The organism is Pseudomonas sp. Leaf127 (assembly GCF_001423155.1).
In the GTDB taxonomy this organism is placed as follows: domain Bacteria; phylum Pseudomonadota; class Gammaproteobacteria; order Pseudomonadales; family Pseudomonadaceae; genus Aquipseudomonas; species Aquipseudomonas ovata.
The window spans coordinates 187,869-208,034 of record NZ_LMOA01000026.1 but is presented as its reverse complement, the minus strand read 5'-3'; the positions used below and the strand labels follow the sequence as shown (position 1 = coordinate 208,034).

Here is a 20,166-nt window from a genome sequence, read left to right as displayed (position 1 = left end):
GCTATGGATTCGGTCATACGGCAGTGTCGCTCAGCGCATACACCAGGCCAGCAATGACCAGCCCGCTTATACCCACGTACAGGCAGAGCAGACTGGCCACCGCCAGGCGCTTGAAACTGACTGGCAATGCATCAAGGTCAAATACGTCGTGAATGGCATCGTTTTTCTTGCTGCGTTTGAAAACCACCGCCCTGCTGAGTCTGATGAACAGCATGCTGCGCCAAGAGGCTTGTCCTTCTCCTATCGCCATCGCCTGGCTGAGTCTGGATAAAGGGCCGCGCTTGATCGCATCCAGCATGGTAGGCAGGTGGTAATGGACGGCGTAGACCGTCAATCCCCAGGTGATCGATAAAGCGATGACCGGGCTGCCATAGAGCAAGATTTGAAACGCTGCATTCACATCAAAAACCTGGCCGGTCCTGGCAAAGCGCTCCCATTTCATCGCTGGAAAAACGATCAACATGGCAAGCATGGCACCATAAAAACAACCTGCGTTGATGACCGCCATTATTCGAAAGCGACGGGGAAACCTGGCCAGGTCTTCAGCATCCAGAACACCAGAATGGATATTGACCCTGGAAAAAAAAAGCGCAATGCCCATGTCGAGCAGTAACAGGTTGCGGTACAGCGAGCCCTGATCATCCAGTCCCCGAGCATGGCGAGAAGAAAACAGAAGACTGTTTTTCAACGCCTCCAGCATGGCAGCCAAAAAAAAACGGCGGACATACGCACCCAGAACAATATGGGTCATGATCATCGCGATGGGCGCAGTATAAAAAACCACACACCACGCGAAAAACCAGAATAGGTGATCGTTCATAACCATTCACTTTCATAGAGCAGCTCTCCCCCAAGCTCACCTAGCCAGCCTCCGGAAAGCGTTCCCACAAATGCCGCAACACCCATAACAGCAACCGCACACGCAACGCTGTCTTGTGGGAGGGGGCTTTGCTCCGGCGTGGATCCGACGATGAGGCCGGCAAGCCGCCTCCCACAGTCCGGTGTCAGGCCCGAAATTCAGGGTCACATCAAACCTGTGGAAGGCTGCTCTGCAGCGGGCGACGATCCGACGATGAGGCCAGGACAGCCGACAGATAGGCAGCGCTTGTAAACCCGTCATTGCCAGACAGTTGCTGCCTCCCACAGGTTGTGCGAACCCTGAGAAAACAGTTTCACAGGTTTTCGTTTAGAGAGGAGTCTGGGGGTACAGCCCTGTGAAGAGGCCGTTCATGGCTTGCTCAGCGTTAATACTAAAGGGCGCGGCATGCACAAAAAACGACAGGCTGACGACCTCATCGAAAACCTTGGAGGCCAGTAAAGGTTTATCCAGCGGTAGCCTGGCGATCCAGACAATCAACCAGAGACCATTTAATCCACACCCAAAGAGACTCATGAATGCCAGCGACTTTAGATAACCTGGAAATGCCTTGATCTCTCCCTCATCAAGCCTGCCCTTGGCAATCATTCGCTGTGCCCTGGCCATTGCATAACCGATTGAAAGCAACAGCCCGGCACGAGACAGAAAACCCAAGTGGTCAATGCCTCTTGAATACGCCGATGTGAATGCCGGGCTCGCCTTGAGCGCCTCCAGCAACTTCCTCAGTTGTTTTCCACCCAGGCACTTGATGACCATACCGTTCAAAAAAACCAATAAAAATGGCCCCAGCACAAAAATACGCTTGAGCACCTCCATCCAGCGCTCGACCTCCATCACAGCAAGTCGCTTTCGTAAATCACCTCACCTAGATGCTCGCCCCCATCGCCACCATAGGTTGTTCCTCCCCATGCAAAGGCACCAACGACTATAACCATACAGGCCACACCTCCCACTCCAGCTGTCTTTGCGCCAATCGCAGCACAAGGCCGCGCTCCAGCAGTTGCGGCATCGGCGTGGGCTCGCCTCTGAAGTCGGATGTGAATGTGTTGGTGCGGGTGGGGTCGGCCATCGAGCGTTCCTCGGGGTGAGGCGACGCAGCCTAGCAAGCGGAAAGCGGAGAATTCAGGGCTTACGGGTAAATCGGAAGGGTCCTACAGGATTACGGCAATGCCCGGAATCGGCATCTGGCGCTGTAGGAGCGCGCTCTGCCGGTATGCCGGACCACCGCGACCGGCTGCGTCAGCAGTCGTAAATTTTCAGCGTTTCGCAGATTTACGGTCGTAAATTTTCAGCGTTTCCGAGATTTTGCGAGCGCTAGCGCACTCGGTCGCGGGCAGAGCGCGCTCCTACGGGGGGGTCCCGCAGGAGCTGTCAGGTTTCAGGCCTTGGTCGGCTGTTGCCAGTTGGCGCCCTCGTCAATGGCTTGCTGGATCGCCTTCTTGCGCCGTTCTTCGGCCTGGCGGGTGAAGTACCAGACCAGGAAAGTGGCCAGCGACACCGCCAGCAGAATCAGGCTGGCCACGGCGTTGATCTCGGGTTTGACCCCCAGGCGCACCGCGGAGAACACCTCCATCGGCAAGGTGGTCGAGCCGGGGCCGGAGACAAAGCTGGCCAGCACCAGGTCGTCCAGCGACAGGGCGAAGGACATCATGCCGCCGGCGGCCAGCGACGGTGCGATCATCGGGATGGTGATCAGGAAGAACACTTTCCAGGGCCGGGCGCCCAGGTCCATGGCGGCCTCTTCGATCGACAGGTCCAGTTCGCGCAGGCGCGCCGACACCACCACCGCCACGTAGGCGGTGCAGAAGGTGGTGTGGGCGATCCAGATGGTCAGCAGGCCGCGTTCGGCCGGCCAGCCGATCAGTTGCGCCATGGCCACGAACAGCAGCAACAGCGACAGGCCGGTGATCACCTCGGGCATGACCAGCGGCGCGGTGACCAGCCCGCCAAAGGCGGTACGGCCCTTGAAACGCGAGATGCGGGTCAGTACGAAGGCGGCCATGGTGCCCAGCGCCACGGCGGCGATGGCGGTGTAGAACGCCACCTCCAGCGAGCGCATCACCGAGCCCATCAATTGCGTGTTATCCAGCAGGCCCACATACCACTTGATCGACCAGCCGCCCCACACCGTCACCAGGCGCGAGTCGTTGAACGAGTAGATCACCAGGATCAGCATCGGCAGGTAGATGAACAGCAGGCCCACCACCAGCATCAGGTTGGAGAACTTGAACCCTCTCATGCCTTGCCCTCCAGTTCTTTGGCCTGACTGCGGTTGAACAGGATGATGGGCACGATCAGCACCAGCAGCATGATGACCGCCAGTGCCGAAGCCACCGGCCAGTCGCGGTTATTGAAGAATTCCTGCCACAGCACCTTGCCGATCATCAGCGTTTCCGGACCGCCGAGCAGTTCGGGGATGACGAATTCGCCCACCACCGGGATGAACACCAGCATGCAGCCGGCGATGATGCCGTTTTTCGACAGGGGCACGGTGATTTTCCAGAAGCTGTTGAAGGTGCTCGAGCCCAGGTCGGACGCCGCTTCCAGCAGGCTCTGGTCGTGTTTGACCAGGTTGGCGTACAGCGGCAGGATCATGAACGGCAGGTACGAGTAGACCACGCCGATGTAGACCGCCACGTTGGTGTTGAGAATCTGCAGCGGCGTGTCGATCAGCCCCAGCCACAGCAGTGCTTCATTGAGCAGGCCGTTGTTGCCCAGGATGCCCATCCAGGCATAGACGCGGATCAGGATCGCGGTCCAGGTCGGCATCATGATCAGCAGCAGCAAGACGGTCTGGATGTCCTTGCGGGCATTGGCGATGGCGTAGGCCATCGGGTAGCCGATCACCAGGCACAACAGGGTGCTGAAGAACGCGACCTTCAACGAGCCCAGGTAGGCCGCCAGGTACAGCTCGTCGCCCGCCAGCAACGTGTAGTTGCCGAAGTTGAAGATCAGTTGCAGCTTTTCTTCGGCGTAGCTGAAGACTTCGGTGTACGGCGGGATCGCCACGTCGGCTTCGGCGAAGCTGATCTTGAGCACGATCAGGAACGGCAAGGCGAAGAACAGGAACAGCCACAGGAACGGCGCACCGATGACCAGTTGCCGCCCGTTGGGGGTGATGCGCCCCAGGGTGCGCTTGAGCTTGCGTATTTTCATGAGCGCAGTACCACGCCGCTGTCGTCTTCCCACCACACGTACACTTCATCGCCCCAGGTGGGACGCGCGCCCTGGCGCTCGGCGTTGGCCACGAACGACTGCACGCGCTTGCCGCCGGGCAGTTCGATGTGGAACACCGAGTGGCCGCCCAGGTAGGCGATGTCGTGCACCTTGCCCCGCGACCAGTTGTATTCCACGGTCGGCGGCTCGGTGGTGATCAGCAGCTTTTCCGGGCGCAGGGCGTAGGTGATGCTCTTGTCTTCGACCGAGGTGCTGACGCCGTGACCGACGTAGATCGGCCGCTCCAGCTCGGGGCTCTGGATCAGGGCATAGCCTTCCATGTCCTCGACCACTTCGCCGTCGAACAGGTTGACGTTGCCGATGAACTCGCACACCAGGCGGCTGGTGGGGGTTTCGTAGATGTCGATCGGGCTGCCGATCTGCGCGATCCAGCCCAGGTGCATGATGGCGATGCGCTCGGCCATGGTCATGGCCTCTTCCTGGTCGTGGGTCACCATCACGCAGGTCACGCCGACCCGCTCGATGATCTCAACCAGCTCCAGCTGCATCTGCGAGCGCAGTTTCTTGTCCAGTGCGCCCATCGGCTCGTCGAGCAGCAACAGCTTGGGCTTCTTGGCCAGCGAACGGGCCAGCGCCACGCGCTGGCGCTGACCGCCGGAAAGCTGGTGCGGCTTGCGCTTGGCGTACTGGGTCATGTGCACCAGCTTGAGCATCTCGGCCACGCGCTCGTCGATCTCGGCCTTGCCCAGCTTATCCTGCTTGAGGCCGAAGGCGATGTTGTCGGCCACGGTCATGTGCGGGAACAACGCATAGGACTGGAACATCATGTTGATCGGCCGTTCGTAGGGCGGCAGGTCGGTGATGTCGACACCATCGAGGTAGATACGCCCCTCGGTGGGCCGTTCGAAGCCGGCCAGCATGCGCAGCAGCGTGGACTTGCCCGAGCCGGAACCGCCCAGCAGGGCAAAGATTTCACCCTTGTTGATTTGCAGGGACACGTCGTCCACCGCCACGGTCTCGTCGAACTTCTTGGTGACCCTGTCGACCTTGAGCAGAACCTCTTTGGGCTTCTTGCCGCTTTCGAGGGATTTCTTGAAGGCGCCGGAGGCAACTGCCATGGGTGAAACTCCCAACAATTATGTAAGACCGGCTTTAGCCGGGAATGGAGCGCCACGCCTGGCGGCCAAGGCCGCTTTAGCAGGTGACACCCCATGACATTGGTTTTCTACTTGCCCGACTTGACCCGGGTCCAGCTGCGGGTCATCAGGCGTTGCACCTTGGCCGGCAGCTCGCTGTTGACGAACAACCGGTCCAGCACGGCCTGCGGCGGGTAGACCTCAGGGTTGTCGCGGATCGAGGCCTGCATCAGTTCGCCGGCCTTGGGGTTCGGGTTGGCATAGCCCACCTGGTCGCTGACCTGGGCGATGACCGCCGGGTCCAGCAGGTAGTCGATGAACGCATGGGCCTGCTTGACGTTCTTGGCATCGGCGGGCACCGCGAGCATGTCGAACCACAGGTTCGCGCCCTCTTTGGGAATGCTGTAGGCAATCTTGACGCCCTTGCCGGCTTCGGCGGCACGGTCACGCGCCTGGAACACGTCACCGGAGAAGCCTGCTGCCACGCAAATGTCGCCGTTGGCCAGGTCACCGATGTACTTGGAGGAGTGGAAATAGGTCACGTAGGGACGGATTTCCAGCAGCTTGGCCTCGGCCTTCTTGTAATCAGCTTCCTTGGTGCTGTTGGGGTCCAGCCCCAGGTAATTGAGCATGGCCGGAATCATTTCGTCGCCCGAGTCGAGCAGGGCCACGCCACAGCCAGAGAGCTTCTTGATGTTCTCGGGCTCGAACAGCACCGCCCAGGAGTCGATGGTGTCGACACCGAGCACGGCCTTGACCTTGTCGACGTTGTAGCCGATGCCGTTGGTGCCCCACAGGTACGGCACGGCGTACTGGTTGCCCGGATCGTTCTTCTCCAGGCGCTTGAGCAGGGCCGGATCAAGGTTCTGGTAATGGGTCAGCAGCGACTTGTCGAGTTTCTGGAACGCCCCAGCCTTGATCTGCTTGCCCAGGAAATGGTTGCTGGGTACGACCACGTCGTAACCGCTGCGCCCGGCCAGCAATTTGGCTTCGAGCGTGTCGTTGGAATCGAAGACATCGTAGACCGGCTTGATACCGGTCTTGGTCTGGAAGTCGGCCAGGGTGGTCTCGCCGATATAGTCGGACCAGTTATAGACGTGCACCGTGGACTCGGCCTGGGCACTGACCGCCAGGGTCAGCCCGGTACCGGCCAGCAAGACTTTGAACAGCGTGGAGATAGACAAGGCATCAGTCCTTTTTGAAATGGTCCTGCCGCTTGAGACGGATGCCGGTCGGCATCAGAAGAAACAGTACGCGACTGACCTTCTTGTGCATTGAGCTTGAAAGCGCTGCGCGGCCGGCAGGCCACGCAGCTTCTACACTAATTGTGACAGTTTATTTACCGGATTTGATCTTGGTCCAGCTGCGGGTCAGCAGGCGCTGGGTCGCGGCCGGCAGATCGGAAATCGCATACAGCTTGGCAACCACATCGGCCGGTGGATAGATGCTCGGGTCGCCCGAGATGTCCTTGTCGACCAGCGGCGTGGCGGCCTTGTTGCCATTCGGGAAGCGCACTTCGTTGGTGATCTCGGCCATGATTTCCGGCTGCAGCAGGAAGTTCATGAACTTATAGGCCGCCTCCAGGTTTTCGGCATCCTTGGGAATGGCGACCATGTCATAGAAGCTGCCAGCGCCTTCTTTAGGGATGGCGTAGGACAGCTTGACCTTGTCACCGGCTTCCTTGGCGCGTTCCTTGGCCTGCTCCAGGTCACCCGAGTAGCCGATGGCCACGCAGATGTTGCCGTTGGCCAGGTCCGAGATGTACTTGGAAGAGTGGAAGTAGGCAATCGAAGGGCGGATTTTCAGCCACAGTGCTTCGGCTTCGGCCAGTTGCTTCTTGTCCTCGCTGGCGGTCGGGTAGCCCAGGTAGTGCAGCGCCACCGGAATCATCTCGGTCGGCGAGTCCAGGAAGCTCACGCCGCAGCTCTTGAGCTTGGCGATGTTCTCCGGCTTGAGCACCACGTCCCACGAATCGATCTTGTCGACGCCCAGCGCAGCTTTGACCTTCTCGGGGTTATAGCCGATGCCGATGGTGCCCCACATGTACGGGAACGCGAACTTGTTGCCCTTGTCGCTGGCATCGCCCACGGCCTTGAGCAGGTCGGGGTCGAGGTTTTTCCAGTTCGGCAGCTTCGAGCGATCCAGCTCCTGATAGACACCGGCCTTGATCTGCTTGGCCAGGAAGTTGTTGCTCGGCACGACCACGTCATAGCCGGACTTGCCCGCCAGCAGCTTGGCCTCAAGGGTCTCGTTGCTGTCGAAGACGTCGTAGACGACCTTGATGCCCGACTCTTTCTCGAACTTGGCAATGGTGTCCGGAGCAATGTAATCGGACCAGTTGTAGACGTGCAGCACGTTGTCAGCGGCGTGCGCGTGAGCGGTCATCAGGCCCGCCATGGACAGCGCGAGAAGGGTCTTGCCGAATGTTTTCATGCTACAGCTCCAGAATTGTCGTTAGTGGCAGCGTCGGTAGTCTGGCAATTTACTGGCACGGCTTTCAAGCCGGCTCAGTGATTCAGCGTCTCGAGCGTCAGGTCCAGGCACTTGCGGGCCTTGTCGATCAACTCGTCGATCTGCGCCAGACTGATCACCAAAGGCGGCGCAATGATCATGGTGTCACCCACGGCCCGCATGATCAGGCCATTGTCGAAGCAGAAGGTTCGGCAGACCATGCCGGCCGACTGGCCGGTGTAGCGCTCGCGGGTGGCCTTGTCGCGCACCAGTTCGATGGCGCCCAGCAGGCCGACCCCGCGGACCTCGCCCACCAGCGGGTGATCACTCAGTTCCCGCAGGCGTTGCTGCAAATACGGTGCCGTTTGTGTACGGACTCGTTCGACGATGCCTTCTTCGCGCAGGATACGGATGTTCTCCAGCCCCACGGCAGCCGCCACCGGGTGCCCGGAATAGGTGAAACCGTGGTTGAAATCGCCACCTTCGTTGAGCACGGCGACCACTTCGTCACGCACCACCAGCCCGCCCATGGGCACATAGCCCGAGGTCAGCCCCTTGGCGATGGTCATCATGTCCGGCTTCAAGCCGTAGTAGTCGCTGCCGAACCATTCCCCGGTACGGCCGAAGCCACAGATCACTTCGTCGGCCACGAACAGGATGTCGTGGCGGGCGAGGATTTCCTTGATGCGCGGCCAGTAAGTGTCGGGTGGCACGATCACCCCGCCGGCGCCCTGGATCGGCTCGGCAATGAACGCACCAACATTTTCGACGCCCAGTTCCTGGATCCTGGCTTCCAACTGGTCGGCGGCCCAGATCCCGAATTCATCGGGAGTCATGTCACCGCCCTCGCCGAACCAGTACGGCTGGGCAATGTGCGCCACGCCCGGGATCGGCAGGTCGCCCTGCTCGTGCATGTAGGTCATGCCGCCCAGGCTGGCACCGGCCACGGTGGAGCCGTGGTAACCGTTGAGGCGACTGATGATGGTCTTCTTGTTCGGCTGCCCCTTGATTGCCCAATAATGGCGCACCATCCGCAGCATGGTGTCATTGCCCTCGGAGCCGGAGCCGGTGAAGAACACGTGATGCATGCCTTCAGGGGCGATCTGGCCGATGGCCTGGGCCAGCTCCAGCGCCGGCGGGTGAGCGGTCTGGAAGAACAGGTTGTAATACGGCAACTCGCGCATCTGCCGGCTGGCGGCCTCGACCAGTTCTTCGCGGCCGTAGCCGACGGCCACGCACCACAGCCCGGCCATGCCGTCGAGAATCTGCTTGCCTTCGCTGTCCCACAGGTACACACCGTCGGCACGGGTGATGATGCGCGGGCCTTTTTCCTTCAGTTGCTTGTAATCACTGAAGGGCGCCAGGTGGTGCTGGTCGCTCAGCCCCTGCCAGTGAAGGGTTTGCGGGTTCTTGGCGGTCATGAAGACACTCCATTGCCGGGTTGTTTATACATAGTCGGGATTGATGCGCTGTAGGAGCGCGCTCTGCCCGCGACCGGCTGCGTTAGCAGTCGTAAATTTTCAGCGTTTCCTCAATTTTGCGAGCGCTACGCACTCGGTCGCGGGCAGAGCGCGCTCCTACAAGGCCCGGTGCAGCGTCAGACCGAGAACAGCAGGAACTCGCGCTCCCACGAACTGATCACGCGCTTGAAATTCTCGTGCTCGGCGCGCTTGACCGCGACGTAGCCGACGATGAATTTCTTGCCCAGGTATTTCTCGATGGTCTTGCTGTTTTCCAGACGTTCCAGCGCATCCTCGATGGTCAGCGGCAGGCGCAGGTTACGGCGCTCGTAGGCGCGGCCCTGGACCGGCGCGCTGGGGTTGATGCCCTCGACCATGCCGATGAAGCCACACAGCAGGCTGGCGGCAATGGCCAGGTACGGGTTGGCATCGGCGCCCGGCAGGCGGTTTTCGACGCGGCGGTTCTGCGGGCCGGCATCCGGTACGCGCAGGCCGACGGTGCGGTTTTCTTCGCCCCATTCGACGTTGACCGGGGCCGAGGTGTCCGGCAGGAAGCGGCGGAACGAGTTGACGTTGGGCGCGAACAGCGGCAGCAGCTCGGGAATGAACTTCTGCAAGCCACCGACGTGCTGCAGGAACAGCAGGCTCATGGTCCCGTCTTCATTGGAGAAGATGTTCTTGCCGGTGTTGATGTCGACGATGCTCTGGTGCAGGTGCATGGCGCTGCCCGGCTCGCCGGTCATGGGCTTGGCCATGAAGGTCGCCGCCACGTTGTGCTTGAGCGCCGCCTCGCGCATGGTGCGCTTGAACACCACGATCTGGTCGGCCAGCGACAAGGCATCGCCGTGACGGAAGTTGATTTCCATCTGCGCCGTACCGTCTTCGTGGATCAGCGTGTCCAGGTCCAGGTTCTGCAGTTCGCACCAGTCGTAGACGTCTTCGAACAGCGGGTCGAACTCGTTGGCGGCCTCGATGGAAAACGACTGGCGGCCGGTTTCCGGGCGCCCCGAGCGGCCGACCGGCGGCTGCAGCGGGTAGTCAGGGTCGTCACTGCGCTTGGTCAGGTAGAACTCCATTTCCGGCGCCACGATCGGCTGCCAGCCCTGGTCGGCATAGAGCTTGAGCACCTTCTTGAGCACGTTGCGTGGCGACAGCTCGATGGGGTTGCCCTGCTTGTCGTAAGTGTCGTGGATCACCTGCGCGGTCGGCTCGATGGCCCACGGCACCAGGTACACGGCATTGGCGTCCGGGCGGCAGATCATGTCGATGTCGGCCGGGTCCAGCAGCTCGTAGTAGATCTCGTCTTCGACGTAGTCCCCGGTCACGGTCTGCAGCAACACGCTCTCGGGCAGGCGCATGCCTTTTTCGGCGATGAACTTGTTGGTGGGGGAGATCTTGCCGCGCGTGATACCGGTCAGGTCGGACATCATGCATTCGACTTCGGTGATCTTGTGTTCTTTCAACCAATCGGTGAGCTGGTCGAGGTTGCTACTCATAAATACCTCAGGTTTGCTGTGTCCTGATGGCCATCAGGCATTTTTTTGCGACAGGGAGCTGTCACAGTGCAAGGCGCGCAGAAAGATCGCAACACCCGGCCGCGCAGAATGCGCCTGGCAGGTGCTGTTTTGATGAACGCAGGGTAAATAAACCGGTCACGACACGTTAAAAGTGTCGTCAGGCACAGGTGCTGCAAGCGTGTTGCCGTCAAAGGCAAGGTGCTGGACGCGCCACTATAGTGATAGGGTGCAATGGACGCCGGTACGAATGCGCCATTAAAAGCCGTCGGTATGCAGCGCACGTCGCTGTCGATCGATGACATCCAGACCCCCTTTTGTTTTTGCTGTGATGGGTTGGGTCGGAGCTTAGCGCTGTTCAATTTATTTCACAACTTTGCAGAAAGTCTTGAACACGGTCCTCTTTCATCGTGCGAAATCCGTCACACTAACGGCTCGCGGATGCGCCGTTAAGCAGCACGTTCGGCACAGAGGGGCCATTTCAGGGCAATAAATGGCTCTATTGACTTCATCATGGCTTTCGGATTGACTGATCTTCGCAAAGCTCGATGATTGATATTTTTAACAACAAAGGTGTTGCATCATGTCGGTACCCCCGCGTGCCGTTCAGCTCAACGAAGCGAACGCGTTCCTTAAGGAACATCCTGAGGTTCTCTACGTCGACCTTCTGATTGCAGATATGAATGGCGTGGTGCGTGGCAAGCGAATCGAACGCACCAGCCTGCATAAGGTTTACGAGAAAGGCATCAACCTCCCGGCTTCCCTGTTTGCCCTGGATATCAATGGCTCGACCGTCGAAAGTACCGGCCTTGGCCTGGATATCGGCGACGCCGACCGCATCTGTTATCCCATCCCCAATACCCTGTGCAATGAGCCCTGGCAGAAGCGCCCCACCGCGCAGTTGCTGATGACCATGCACGAACTCGAAGGCGAGCCGTTCTTCGCCGACCCGCGTGAAGTGTTGCGCCAGGTCGTCAGCCGTTTCGACGAAATGGGCCTGACCATCTGCGCAGCCTTCGAACTCGAGTTCTACCTGATCGACCAGGAAAACGTGAACGGCCGTCCGCAGCCGCCGCGTTCGCCGATCTCGGGCAAGCGTCCGCACTCGACCCAGGTCTACCTGATCGACGACCTGGACGAATACGTCGACTGCCTGCAGGACATCCTCGAAGGCGCCAAGGAACAAGGCATTCCGGCCGACGCCATCGTCAAGGAAAGTGCCCCTGCGCAATTCGAAGTCAACCTGCATCACGTGGCCGACCCGCTCAAGGCCTGCGACTACGCCGTGCTGCTCAAGCGCCTGATCAAGAACATCGCCTACGACCATGAGATGGACACCACCTTCATGGCCAAGCCCTACCCCGGCCAGGCCGGCAACGGGTTGCATGTTCACATCTCGATCCTGGACCGCGATGGCAAGAACATCTTCACCAGTGAGGATCCCGAGCAGAACGCCGCATTGCGTCACGCAGTCGGCGGTGTGCTCGAGACCCTGCCGGCACAGATGGCGTTCCTGTGCCCGAACGTCAACTCGTACCGCCGCTTCGGCGCACAGTTCTACGTGCCCAACTCACCGACCTGGGGCCTGGACAACCGCACCGTGGCCGTGCGCGTCCCGACCGGCACCGCCGACTCGGTGCGCATCGAACACCGCGTGGCCGGCGCCGACGCCAACCCGTACCTGGTCATGGCCTCGGTCCTGGCCGGCGTGCACCACGGCCTGACCAACAAGATCGAGCCGGTGGCACCGGTAGAAGGCAACTCGTACGAGCAATTCGAACAGAGCCTGCCGAACAACCTGCGCGACGCGCTGCGCACGCTGGATGACAGTGAAGTGATGGCGAAGTACATCGACCCGAAGTACATCGATATCTTCGTGGCGTGCAAGGAAAGTGAACTGGAGGAATTCGAGCACTCGATCTCGGACCTTGAGTACAACTGGTATTTGCATACGGTTTAAGGTTGGGAAGGCATCGTCAGTCTTTAAGGGCTGACGATGCTGCCTGTAGGGCTCAAGCCTTGCTCGCCGTTAATTTATACGCTCCGGTCGCCCAGGCGGGCGTCCCTCTTGACGTTTCATCATCAGCGTCTCACAGAACTGTTTTCTAAAGCCTGCAAGTCACCACGAAATGCGGCCAAATCGTTATTAACATGCTTACGCCTCGTTCTTAAACCAACGTCCCCTATAAAGCGCTTATATCGCCCCTCCAGTCGCTTGAGCACATACGTCGCATACTTGATTCTGGTGGTTAGATAAAAACGGCTATCTATCTGTCCGGCATTGTAACGACGCGCAAAAGACATGATCGCCTTCGTGTTCTCCATCATGTGCGCTTTGTATTGACCATCACTCACCCGCTCCAACTCATGCCCTCTATAAAACTTGATATCCTGCCCCAATCCAGCGTTGATCTTTTCGGGCGTAAAGCTCTCTATCGGTACAGAGCCTGCGGGTATGGCACCTCTGGAGTTGCTTGCCGTCGAAGAGGCGCCCCCCCCTGAAGCCACTGTCTCTTCAACTCGCGAGGACGTTCTTCCTGCGTACTGGATGACTGAGGGCCTTGTCACTGCAAGACTCGGTACTGAAGCTGGCGATGTGGCGACATTCGACAATCGGCGTCCACCCAGTATCACGCGAAGTCTTACATGCCCGGTAGGGTCGAGGTAACTCACAGGGTCTCCCTGACAATAGACATACGCATTCAACCCACCCTCCCCGAACGGACTCAAGCTGTCCGGACTGTTGAACCGCATCAACACCGGGTTGAACGCGCGATACCCATTGCCCAGCAAATAATGCCCCGTCACCGAATCACGTCGCTCACCTGTAAAGCCCAACACGCTGTCCAGGCCGCTTTGCGCCGGCTGAGAGCCGTAAGCGGCATAACCCAGCGATTCGATGCCGCTGGGCTGCACGCGCCTTAATATCGAGCGCTGTTGATCGGTTGCCAGCAAATCCGTTTCGGTTACCTTGCCCAGCATACGTTGCTGGGCCAGTGCCTGATCGCCGGCCTCCACGACCGTGCGCTGAAGGGCGCCATTGATCTCCGTGGCCAGGCGGCTCTTCTTGTAAAAGCACATCACGTCTTGCTGATTATTTGTGACGGTGCCCGCCAGCCGGTCAAGCGGGTCGTAGTGATAGCGGCATAGCCACGCTGAAGGTGCGGGTTTCATGGCAGGGTCCTGACAGAGGTCAAGTTCTTATCCTCCTGACGATGAACCCCCTTGCCTAGTTAGCAAATCTGATAGTTCGGATCATGGACCGGCTACACGGAATGTGACCCTTCTGACGGGGGACTCCCTATCTTTGCGTGAAATTTTCGAGAAAATCCCGACCGCTTGCGCCTGCCGGATCGGATAACCAGGCGGCGTCCTGCCACTGGCTATTCAGTGGTGAGGGTGTGAGAGCCCGGTTATCTACGGCAGTGTGTCAGCCCGTCAATTCGCTTCGATTTCCTTGTGTTGAATGCGCTATGGCCACCGCTTATGAAGCGGGCGACCCGCTCACCGGCCGAAACCCGACCGGCGTAGGAGCGCGCTTGCCCGCGACCGAGTGCGCAGCGCTCGCAAAAATCTCGGAAACGCCACAATTTTACGACTGCTAACGCAGCCGGTCGCGGGCAAGCGCGCTCCTACATCAAGCCCACCCCACCCGGACCGCGCTGTACAATGGCACCCTGCCCGCCCCGAGAGCCCTGCGCCATGACCCGCCCCGCCACACCCCGTAAACCCCGTGCCACCAGCCAGGCGCGCATCGACGCGATTCTCGATGCCGCCCGTACCCTGCTGGTCACCGAGGGTGTGGACAGCCTGTCGATCTACAGCGTCGCCGAGCGCGTGCAGATTCCGCCGTCGTCGGTGTACCACTTCTTCGCCAGCGTCCCGGCGCTGCTCGAAGCGTTGACCGGCGATGTGCATGCGGCCTTTCGCGCCACGTTGCAGGCGCCTGTAGACCACGAAAGCCTGCACAGCTGGCGCGACCTTTCGCGGGTACTGGAACAGCGCATGCTCGACATCTACAACCACGACGCCGCCGCCCGCCAATTGATCCTGGCGCAACATGGCCTGGCCGAGGTCAACCAGGCCGACCGCCAGCACGATACGGAGTTGGGTCAGCTGATGCAGGCGGTATTCGACCGGCACTTTCATTTGCCGCAGTTACCCGAGGACGTAGATGTGTTTGCCCTGGCGATGGAGCTGGGTGACCGGGTGTATGCGCGCTCGGTGCACTTGCAGGGCGAGATTACGCCGCGCATGGCGGAGGAAGGGATGCGGGTGGTGGATGCGTATCTAGGACTTTATCTGCCAACTTATCTTCCCCTGCGCATGCCTTGATGATTGCCATGTAGACAAGGGGATACATACCGAGCACCCGTTAGTCCCTAAGTGCCTTTAACGCCTGCTCAGGATTTATGTCAGAAAGACTGTTCCTGCGTATAAAGCCTACTGAAGAATAGATAGCGTCCACTTTCTGTTCTAACTCCGGCAAGCGAATAGAATGTTCGGTAGGCACTGCCTCGCGATGTTGCACACCAAACGATCTCAATTCATCACGCTCACTGATTAATTGCTCATAAGCATTCCTTTCATCACGCGTTAAAAAATATTTTTTATACGCCGGCACACTCAGCCTTTTATCAACAGGCCTGACCAACCTGGAGGGCAAGGCAGTCAGACTCTGCTGAGAGGGCTTGATAATTGACACCGTTGCATTTCCAGAAGATACAACATCCCGTGAAACAGGCATTGTATTTTTCAATCTTTTCAAGCGAACCGTGAGCGGACCTACTTTAACGCCTCGAAATAAAAAGCTGGTCGAAGCGATACGGATGTGACCTGTCGGGTCCTTGAAGCTCACAGGATCCCCCTGACAATACACATACGCATTCACCCCACCCTCCCCAAACGGACTCAACCTGTCCGGGCTGTTAAACCGCATCAACACCGGATTGAACGCCCGATACCCATTGCCCAACAGATAATGCCCGGTCACCGGATCCGGCCGCTCCCCTGCAAACCCCAACAGGCTGTGCAGGCCACTGGTAGGCGCTTGATAGCCATAGGCGGTGTACGCCTGCGCCTGATGCTGCCCGCTGCCAACGACATGCACCACCGAGCGCAACCCATCAGCTGCCAGCAAGGCGATTTCGGCGGCCTTGCCGGAATGGCTGGTCTGCGCCAGCAGATGATCATCGACCTGCAGAATCGAATGTTGCATCCCGGCCTGGATTTGCGTGGCCAGGCGGCTCTTCTGGTAGAACAGCCGGGTTTCGGCATCGCTTGTGGTGGCAAGGCCGGCGATGCGGTCGAGCGGGTCGTAGTGGTAGCGGCACAGGAGCCTGGGTTGCGCGATCATGGCCTTGCCTTTATCTGCCAGAAGCATTTGCAGTCATGGTCAGGCATTGCAGGGGCGTTGGGCAGCTAGCAGAAATGACAGGGTGGCGGTGCCTGCGCGCTTTATTCAGGCTGTTCAAGGTGCATTGACGGTACTGGCCTTATCGCCTGCAGAGCAGCCTCCCACAGGGATCGGGGCCGGGCCTGGTAGCGGTTCGTTGCCGGCTGCGTGATCGCAACACAACGAAAAACCCCGGAGGGCTTGCACCGTCCGGGGTCGGGTATTGCGCGCAATTACAGCTTGGCGATGGAAACCTCGGTGGATTTCACGAACGCAATCACTTCGCTGCCCACGCCCAGTTCCAGCTCCTTGACCGAGCGGGTGGTGATAACGGAGGTGACGATGCCCGAGGCGGTCTGCACGTCGATTTCCGACAGTACGTCGCCCAGGACGATTTCCTTGATGGTGCCTTTGAACTGGTTGCGAACGTTGATGGCCTTGATAGTCATGGGGTCTTTCTCCAGTGCGATTAGTTGGCCCAACGCAGTTGCGTAGGCAAGGGTGAAACGGGTTCGGGTTCCGGGGGCGAGCCTGGCAGGGCCAGCACGCGGTTGAGGACTTCGGTTTCCAGTGCCGCCAGGCGGTGCGAACCGCGTGCGCGTGGGCGCGGCAGGTCGACCAGCAGGTCCAGGCCGATGCGGCCCTCTTCGATCAGGATCACCCGGTCAGCCACGGCCACGGCCTCGCTGACATCATGGGTGACCAGCAGCACGGTGAAGCCATGCTTACGCCACAGGCTTTCGATCAGTTGCTGCATCTCGATGCGGGTCAGGGCGTCCAGCGCACCCAGCGGCTCGTCGAGCAGCAGCAGGCGCGGCTTGTGGATCAGGGCGCGGGCCAGGGCCACGCGCTGCTTCTGGCCACCGGACAAGGCCGCCGGCCATTCATTGGCGCGCTCGGCCAGGCCGACCGCTTCCAGGGCTTCAAGCGCTTGCGGGCGCCAGTCGCCGGACAGGCCGAGGCCGACGTTGTCGATGATCTTCTTCCAGGGCAGCAGGCGTGCCTCCTGGAACATCAGGCGGGTGTCGTCACGTGCGTCAGACAATTGCCCGGAGCCGGCGCGCAGGTCGCCGGCGGTGGGCTTGTCGAGCCCGGCCAGCAGGCGCAGCAAGGTGCTCTTGCCGCAACCGCTGCGGCCCACTACGGCGACGAACTGGCCGGCCGGGATGTGCAGGTCGATGTCCTTTAGCACTTCGCGCTCGCCAAAGGCCTTTTTGATTCGGTGCGCCGACAGCGGAATGCCGCGCAACAGGTGGGCCGGTTGTGGCTGCTTCAGACTGCTCATGCGGCACCGCCTTTATGCACCTGGTAAGCCGGGTGCCAGCGCAGGCACACACGCTCCAGACCCCGGGCGGCCACATCGGCCAGTTTGCCGAGCACGGCGTACAACACGATGGCCAGTACTACTACATCGGTTTGCAGGAATTCCCGGGCATTCATGGCCAGGTAGCCGATGCCGGAGCTGGCCGAGATGGTTTCGGCCACGATCAGGGTCAGCCACATGAAGCCCAGGGCGAAGCGCACCCCGACCAGGATCGACGGCATGGCGCCGGGCAGGATCACATGGCGGAACAGGCCGAAGCCCGACAGGCCGTAGCTGCGTGACATCTCGACCAGCGCAGGATCGATGTTGCGAATGCCGTGATAAGTGTTGAGGTAGATCGGGAACAGCGTGCCCAGCGCCACCAGGAACACCTTGGCGGTCTCGTCGATGCCGAACCACAGGATCACCAGCGGGATCAGCGCCAGGTGCGGCACGTTGCGGATCATCTGCACCGAGCTGTCCAGCAGGCGTTCGCCCCAGCGGGTCAGGCCGGTGATGAAGCCCAGCGCCAGGCCGATGCCGCCGCCGATGGCAAAGCCGACCCCGGCACGCCAGCCGCTGATGGCCAGGTGGGTCCAGATCTCACCGCTGCTGACCAGATTGACACCGGCTTCGATTACGGCGCTGGGCGCTGGCAGGATACGGGTGGACAGCCAGCCGGCGCTGACCGAGAGCTGCCAGACTGCCAGCAGCAGCACCGGCAGCGCCCACGGCGCCAGCCTGTGCAGAATACGTTGTGAAGCACTGAGGCTCATGGAGTTGTCTCCTCGAACGGCCTGTTGATCAGGTGTGGGCAGGTCACTGGGCGGTGGCCACGGCAGCGGGTGGGGTCCAGATCACATCCTTGATGCTCAACGGCTTGGGGATCAGCTTGAGCTGGTGGAAGGTGTCGGCGATTTTCTGTTGCGCCTCGACCACCTGTGGGGTGATGAAGTGCGCGCCGTAGCCCTGGCGCTTGACCGAGGTCAGGGTGATGTCGGCTGGCAGGCCCAGCAGCGGGGCGACCTGCTTGGTGACTTCGTCAGGGTTGGCCTGCGACCACTCCCCTACCGCACGCACTTCCTCGACCAGCGCTTCGATGACCTTCGGGTTCTTCTGTGCATAAGGCTTGGTGGCCAGGTAGAACTGGTGGTTGTCGACGATACCGGTGCCGTTGCGCAGCGTACGGGCCTGCAACTGTTGTTCGGCGGCGGCCTGGTACGGGTCCCAGATGACCCAGGCGTCGACGCTGCCGCGCTCGAAGGCAGCGCGGGCATCGGCCGGTGGCAGGAATACGGTCTGGATGTCGCTGTATTTCAGGCCGGCATCTTCCAGGGCCTTGACCAGCAGGTAGTGCACGTTGGAGCCCTTGTTGAGCACGACCTTCTTGCCCTTGAGGTCCTTGACCGAGGTGATCGGTGAATCCTTGGGCACCAGGATCGCTTCGCTGGTCGGTGCCGGCGGCTCGTAGGCCACGTACAGCAGGTCGGCGCCGGCGGCCTGGGCAAACACCGGCGGGGTCTCGCCGGTCACGCCAAAGTCGATGGAGCCGACGTTGAGGCCTTCCAGCAACTGCGGACCACCCGGAAATTCGGTCCACTGCACCTTGACGCCCTGCTCGGCCAGGCGCTTCTCCAGCGAGCCCTTGGCCTTGAGCAGCACCAGGGTGCCGTACTTCTGGTAACCGATGCGCAGGTCTTCGGCCTGGGCCTGGGTCAGAACGCCGAGGCTCAGGGCGGTCGCCACAAGAGCGGCCAGGCTTCGACGCAAAAGGGTGGTGCGCATGGCGCTCTCCGTTGCTGAGTAAGTGAAAGTGGAGAGACAGTAACAGGGCTTTTTTATATCTATAAATCTTATTTTTTCATTTGGTTATTCTTTAAATGCATATAAAACAAAACCGGCTGGAGACAAGTGGTTTCAAGCCATTCGTGCTGAAGCCGATCGCCGGCAAGCCGCCTCCCACAGGTCCGTGGTGGAGCTGGTACCGATCACACTTGTGGGAGGGGCTTGCCCGCGATGGCGGTGGTCCATGTCCGGTAGCCGGCAAGACAGATGGCAGCCCTGGTGCTACAGGAGCAAGGGCTGGGTGTTTCGGCCACGCATAAAAAAGGGCCGATCAGATCGGCCCGAAAAACCCCACTCAGGGATGTGCAGGTATCAGCGATTCGGCTGTGGCGTCAGGCGCAGGTAGGGCGTGACGGCCGTGTAGCCTTTGGGGAAGCGCTGCTTGATTTCTTCCTCGTCCTTGATCGACGGCACGATGACGACGTCGTCACCGTCCACCCAGTTGGCCGGGGTGGCCACCTTGTGGTTGTCGGTCAGTTGCAGCGAGTCGATGACCCGCAGGATTTCGTTGAAGTTGCGCCCCGTGCTGGCCGGGTAGGTGATGGTCAGGCGCACCTTCTTGTTCGGGTCGATCACGAACAGCGAGCGCACGGTCAGGGTGTCGCTGGCATTGGGGTGGATCAGGTCGTACAGGTCCGAGACCTTGCGGTCGGCGTCGGCCAGGATCGGGAAATTCACGATCGTGTTTTGGGTGGTGTTGATGTCGTCGATCCACTTCACATGAGAGTCGACCGGGTCCACCGACAAGGCGATGGCCTTGACGCCGCGCCTGGCGAATTCATCCTTGAGTCTGGCGGTAAAACCCAGTTCGGTGGTGCACACCGGGGTAAAGTCTGCCGGGTGAGAAAACAGTACACCCCAACTGTCGCCCAGCCACTCGTGAAAACGAATACGGCCTTCACTGGAGTCCTGTTCGAAGTCAGGGGCGATATCGCCAAGTCGCAGTGTCATGGTGTAGCTCCTTGTCAGCAGGTGGGCGTTCGGGTGCGTTCAGATAGGAGTGCACTG

Annotated in this window: 18 protein-coding genes; 2 read left to right on the top strand and 16 right to left on the bottom strand. The window is 60.2% G+C overall.

Annotated features, from left to right (window positions below; genetic code table 11):
- Positions 1-13: 13 nt before the first annotated feature.
- From ASF84_RS28155 to ASF84_RS28115, 9 genes are all read right to left on the bottom strand, one after another.
- Positions 14-820: a hypothetical protein gene (locus ASF84_RS28155; RefSeq protein WP_156684423.1), complete on the bottom strand. Its 807-nt coding sequence runs from the start codon at positions 818-820 to the stop codon at positions 14-16.
- 366 nt (positions 821-1,186) lie between these two features.
- Complete coding sequence (locus tag ASF84_RS28150; protein WP_156684422.1) at positions 1,187-1,714, bottom strand: hypothetical protein; 528 nt, start codon at positions 1,712-1,714, stop codon at positions 1,187-1,189.
- Between the two features lie 541 nt (positions 1,715-2,255).
- A complete protein-coding gene (locus ASF84_RS28145; RefSeq protein ID WP_056842183.1) occupies positions 2,256-3,116 on the bottom strand; it encodes an ABC transporter permease subunit in 861 nt (286 codons plus the stop codon).
- Positions 3,113-4,033 (bottom strand): ABC transporter permease subunit, encoded by a 921-nt coding sequence (locus tag ASF84_RS28140; protein WP_056842182.1) that lies wholly within the window; start codon positions 4,031-4,033, stop codon positions 3,113-3,115. Before ASF84_RS28140 ends, ASF84_RS28145 begins: the two co-directional genes overlap by 4 nt.
- Entirely contained in the window at positions 4,030-5,172 is a 1,143-nt protein-coding gene (potA, locus tag ASF84_RS28135) for a polyamine ABC transporter ATP-binding protein (protein WP_056842181.1), read from the bottom strand. The genes ASF84_RS28140 and potA overlap by 4 nt, the downstream gene beginning before the upstream one ends.
- A 107-nt stretch (positions 5,173-5,279) precedes the next feature.
- Positions 5,280-6,374 carry a polyamine ABC transporter substrate-binding protein gene (locus ASF84_RS28130; protein ID WP_056842180.1) on the bottom strand — a complete coding sequence of 365 codons (1,095 nt, stop codon included), beginning with the start codon at positions 6,372-6,374 and terminating at the stop codon, positions 5,280-5,282.
- Positions 6,375-6,525: 151 nt separating this feature from the next.
- Positions 6,526-7,623, bottom strand: coding sequence for a polyamine ABC transporter substrate-binding protein (locus ASF84_RS28125; RefSeq protein WP_056842179.1), 1,098 nt, complete (start codon positions 7,621-7,623; stop codon positions 6,526-6,528).
- A 74-nt stretch (positions 7,624-7,697) separates the two neighbouring features.
- The gene (locus ASF84_RS28120) at positions 7,698-9,062 is read right to left on the bottom strand and encodes an aspartate aminotransferase family protein (RefSeq protein WP_056842178.1); all 1,365 of its coding nucleotides are present in this window, start codon (positions 9,060-9,062) and stop codon (positions 7,698-7,700) included.
- Between the two features lie 176 nt (positions 9,063-9,238).
- Positions 9,239-10,597, bottom strand: coding sequence for a glutamine synthetase family protein (locus tag ASF84_RS28115; protein WP_056842177.1), 1,359 nt, complete (start codon positions 10,595-10,597; stop codon positions 9,239-9,241).
- A 601-nt stretch (positions 10,598-11,198) separates the two neighbouring features.
- Between ASF84_RS28115 and ASF84_RS28110 the strand changes: the two genes are divergently transcribed.
- Entirely contained in the window at positions 11,199-12,575 is a 1,377-nt protein-coding gene (locus ASF84_RS28110) for a glutamine synthetase family protein (protein ID WP_056842176.1), read from the top strand.
- A 122-nt stretch (positions 12,576-12,697) separates the two neighbouring features.
- Here the strand turns inward: ASF84_RS28110 and ASF84_RS28895 are convergent, their stop codons facing one another.
- A complete protein-coding gene (locus tag ASF84_RS28895; RefSeq protein ID WP_082481887.1) occupies positions 12,698-13,789 on the bottom strand; it encodes an RHS repeat-associated core domain-containing protein in 1,092 nt (363 codons plus the stop codon).
- A 528-nt stretch (positions 13,790-14,317) separates the two neighbouring features.
- On the opposite strand from ASF84_RS28895, the gene ASF84_RS28100 reads away from it, so the two are divergent.
- Positions 14,318-14,950, top strand: a complete 633-nt coding sequence (locus ASF84_RS28100; RefSeq protein ID WP_056842175.1) for a TetR/AcrR family transcriptional regulator — start codon at positions 14,318-14,320, stop codon at positions 14,948-14,950.
- 40 nt (positions 14,951-14,990) lie between these two features.
- On the opposite strand, the gene ASF84_RS28890 is transcribed toward ASF84_RS28100, so the two are convergent.
- The 6 genes from ASF84_RS28890 to ASF84_RS28070 form a co-directional block, all read right to left on the bottom strand.
- A complete protein-coding gene (locus tag ASF84_RS28890; protein WP_236709491.1) occupies positions 14,991-15,998 on the bottom strand; it encodes an RHS repeat-associated core domain-containing protein in 1,008 nt (335 codons plus the stop codon).
- A gap of 245 nt (positions 15,999-16,243) precedes the next feature.
- Positions 16,244-16,459 carry a TOBE domain-containing protein gene (locus ASF84_RS28090; protein ID WP_056842174.1) on the bottom strand — a complete coding sequence of 72 codons (216 nt, stop codon included), beginning with the start codon at positions 16,457-16,459 and terminating at the stop codon, positions 16,244-16,246.
- A gap of 20 nt (positions 16,460-16,479) precedes the next feature.
- Positions 16,480-17,295: an aliphatic sulfonates ABC transporter ATP-binding protein gene (gene ssuB, locus ASF84_RS28085; protein ID WP_056842173.1), complete on the bottom strand. Its 816-nt coding sequence runs from the start codon at positions 17,293-17,295 to the stop codon at positions 16,480-16,482.
- Positions 17,292-18,089: an aliphatic sulfonate ABC transporter permease SsuC gene (gene ssuC / locus ASF84_RS28080; protein WP_056842172.1), complete on the bottom strand. Its 798-nt coding sequence runs from the start codon at positions 18,087-18,089 to the stop codon at positions 17,292-17,294. The genes ssuB and ssuC overlap by 4 nt, the downstream gene beginning before the upstream one ends.
- A 43-nt stretch (positions 18,090-18,132) precedes the next feature.
- On the bottom strand, positions 18,133-19,098 hold the full coding sequence (locus tag ASF84_RS28075) for a sulfonate ABC transporter substrate-binding protein (RefSeq protein WP_056842171.1): 966 nt from the start codon (positions 19,096-19,098) through the stop codon (positions 18,133-18,135).
- Between the two features lie 372 nt (positions 19,099-19,470).
- Complete coding sequence (locus tag ASF84_RS28070; protein ID WP_056842170.1) at positions 19,471-20,109, bottom strand: peroxiredoxin; 639 nt, start codon at positions 20,107-20,109, stop codon at positions 19,471-19,473.
- Positions 20,110-20,166 lie beyond the last annotated feature (57 nt).

Bases quoted from the DNA above. Each gene is read 5' to 3' on its own strand.
- ssuB (WP_056842173.1), bottom strand. From the start codon at position 17,295: ATGAGCAGTCTGAAGCAGCCACAACCGGCCCACCTGTTGCGCGGCATT.
- ASF84_RS28120 (WP_056842178.1), bottom strand. From the start codon at position 9,062: ATGACCGCCAAGAACCCGCAAACCCTTCACTGGCAGGGGCTGAGCGAC.
- ASF84_RS28075 (WP_056842171.1), bottom strand. From the start codon at position 19,098: ATGCGCACCACCCTTTTGCGTCGAAGCCTGGCCGCTCTTGTGGCGACC.
- ASF84_RS28890 (WP_236709491.1), bottom strand. From the start codon at position 15,998: ATGCTTCTGGCAGATAAAGGCAAGGCCATGATCGCGCAACCCAGGCTC.
- ASF84_RS28145 (WP_056842183.1), bottom strand. From the start codon at position 3,116: ATGAGAGGGTTCAAGTTCTCCAACCTGATGCTGGTGGTGGGCCTGCTG.
- ASF84_RS28090 (WP_056842174.1), bottom strand. From the start codon at position 16,459: ATGACTATCAAGGCCATCAACGTTCGCAACCAGTTCAAAGGCACCATC.
- ASF84_RS28115 (WP_056842177.1), bottom strand. From the start codon at position 10,597: ATGAGTAGCAACCTCGACCAGCTCACCGATTGGTTGAAAGAACACAAG.
- ASF84_RS28110 (WP_056842176.1), top strand. From the start codon at position 11,199: ATGTCGGTACCCCCGCGTGCCGTTCAGCTCAACGAAGCGAACGCGTTC.
- ASF84_RS28125 (WP_056842179.1), bottom strand. From the start codon at position 7,623: ATGAAAACATTCGGCAAGACCCTTCTCGCGCTGTCCATGGCGGGCCTG.
- ASF84_RS28155 (WP_156684423.1), bottom strand. From the start codon at position 820: ATGAACGATCACCTATTCTGGTTTTTCGCGTGGTGTGTGGTTTTTTAT.
- ssuC (WP_056842172.1), bottom strand. From the start codon at position 18,089: ATGAGCCTCAGTGCTTCACAACGTATTCTGCACAGGCTGGCGCCGTGG.
- ASF84_RS28140 (WP_056842182.1), bottom strand. From the start codon at position 4,033: ATGAAAATACGCAAGCTCAAGCGCACCCTGGGGCGCATCACCCCCAAC.
- ASF84_RS28100 (WP_056842175.1), top strand. From the start codon at position 14,318: ATGACCCGCCCCGCCACACCCCGTAAACCCCGTGCCACCAGCCAGGCG.
- ASF84_RS28895 (WP_082481887.1), bottom strand. From the start codon at position 13,789: ATGAAACCCGCACCTTCAGCGTGGCTATGCCGCTATCACTACGACCCG.
- ASF84_RS28070 (WP_056842170.1), bottom strand. From the start codon at position 20,109: ATGACACTGCGACTTGGCGATATCGCCCCTGACTTCGAACAGGACTCC.
- potA (WP_056842181.1), bottom strand. From the start codon at position 5,172: ATGGCAGTTGCCTCCGGCGCCTTCAAGAAATCCCTCGAAAGCGGCAAG.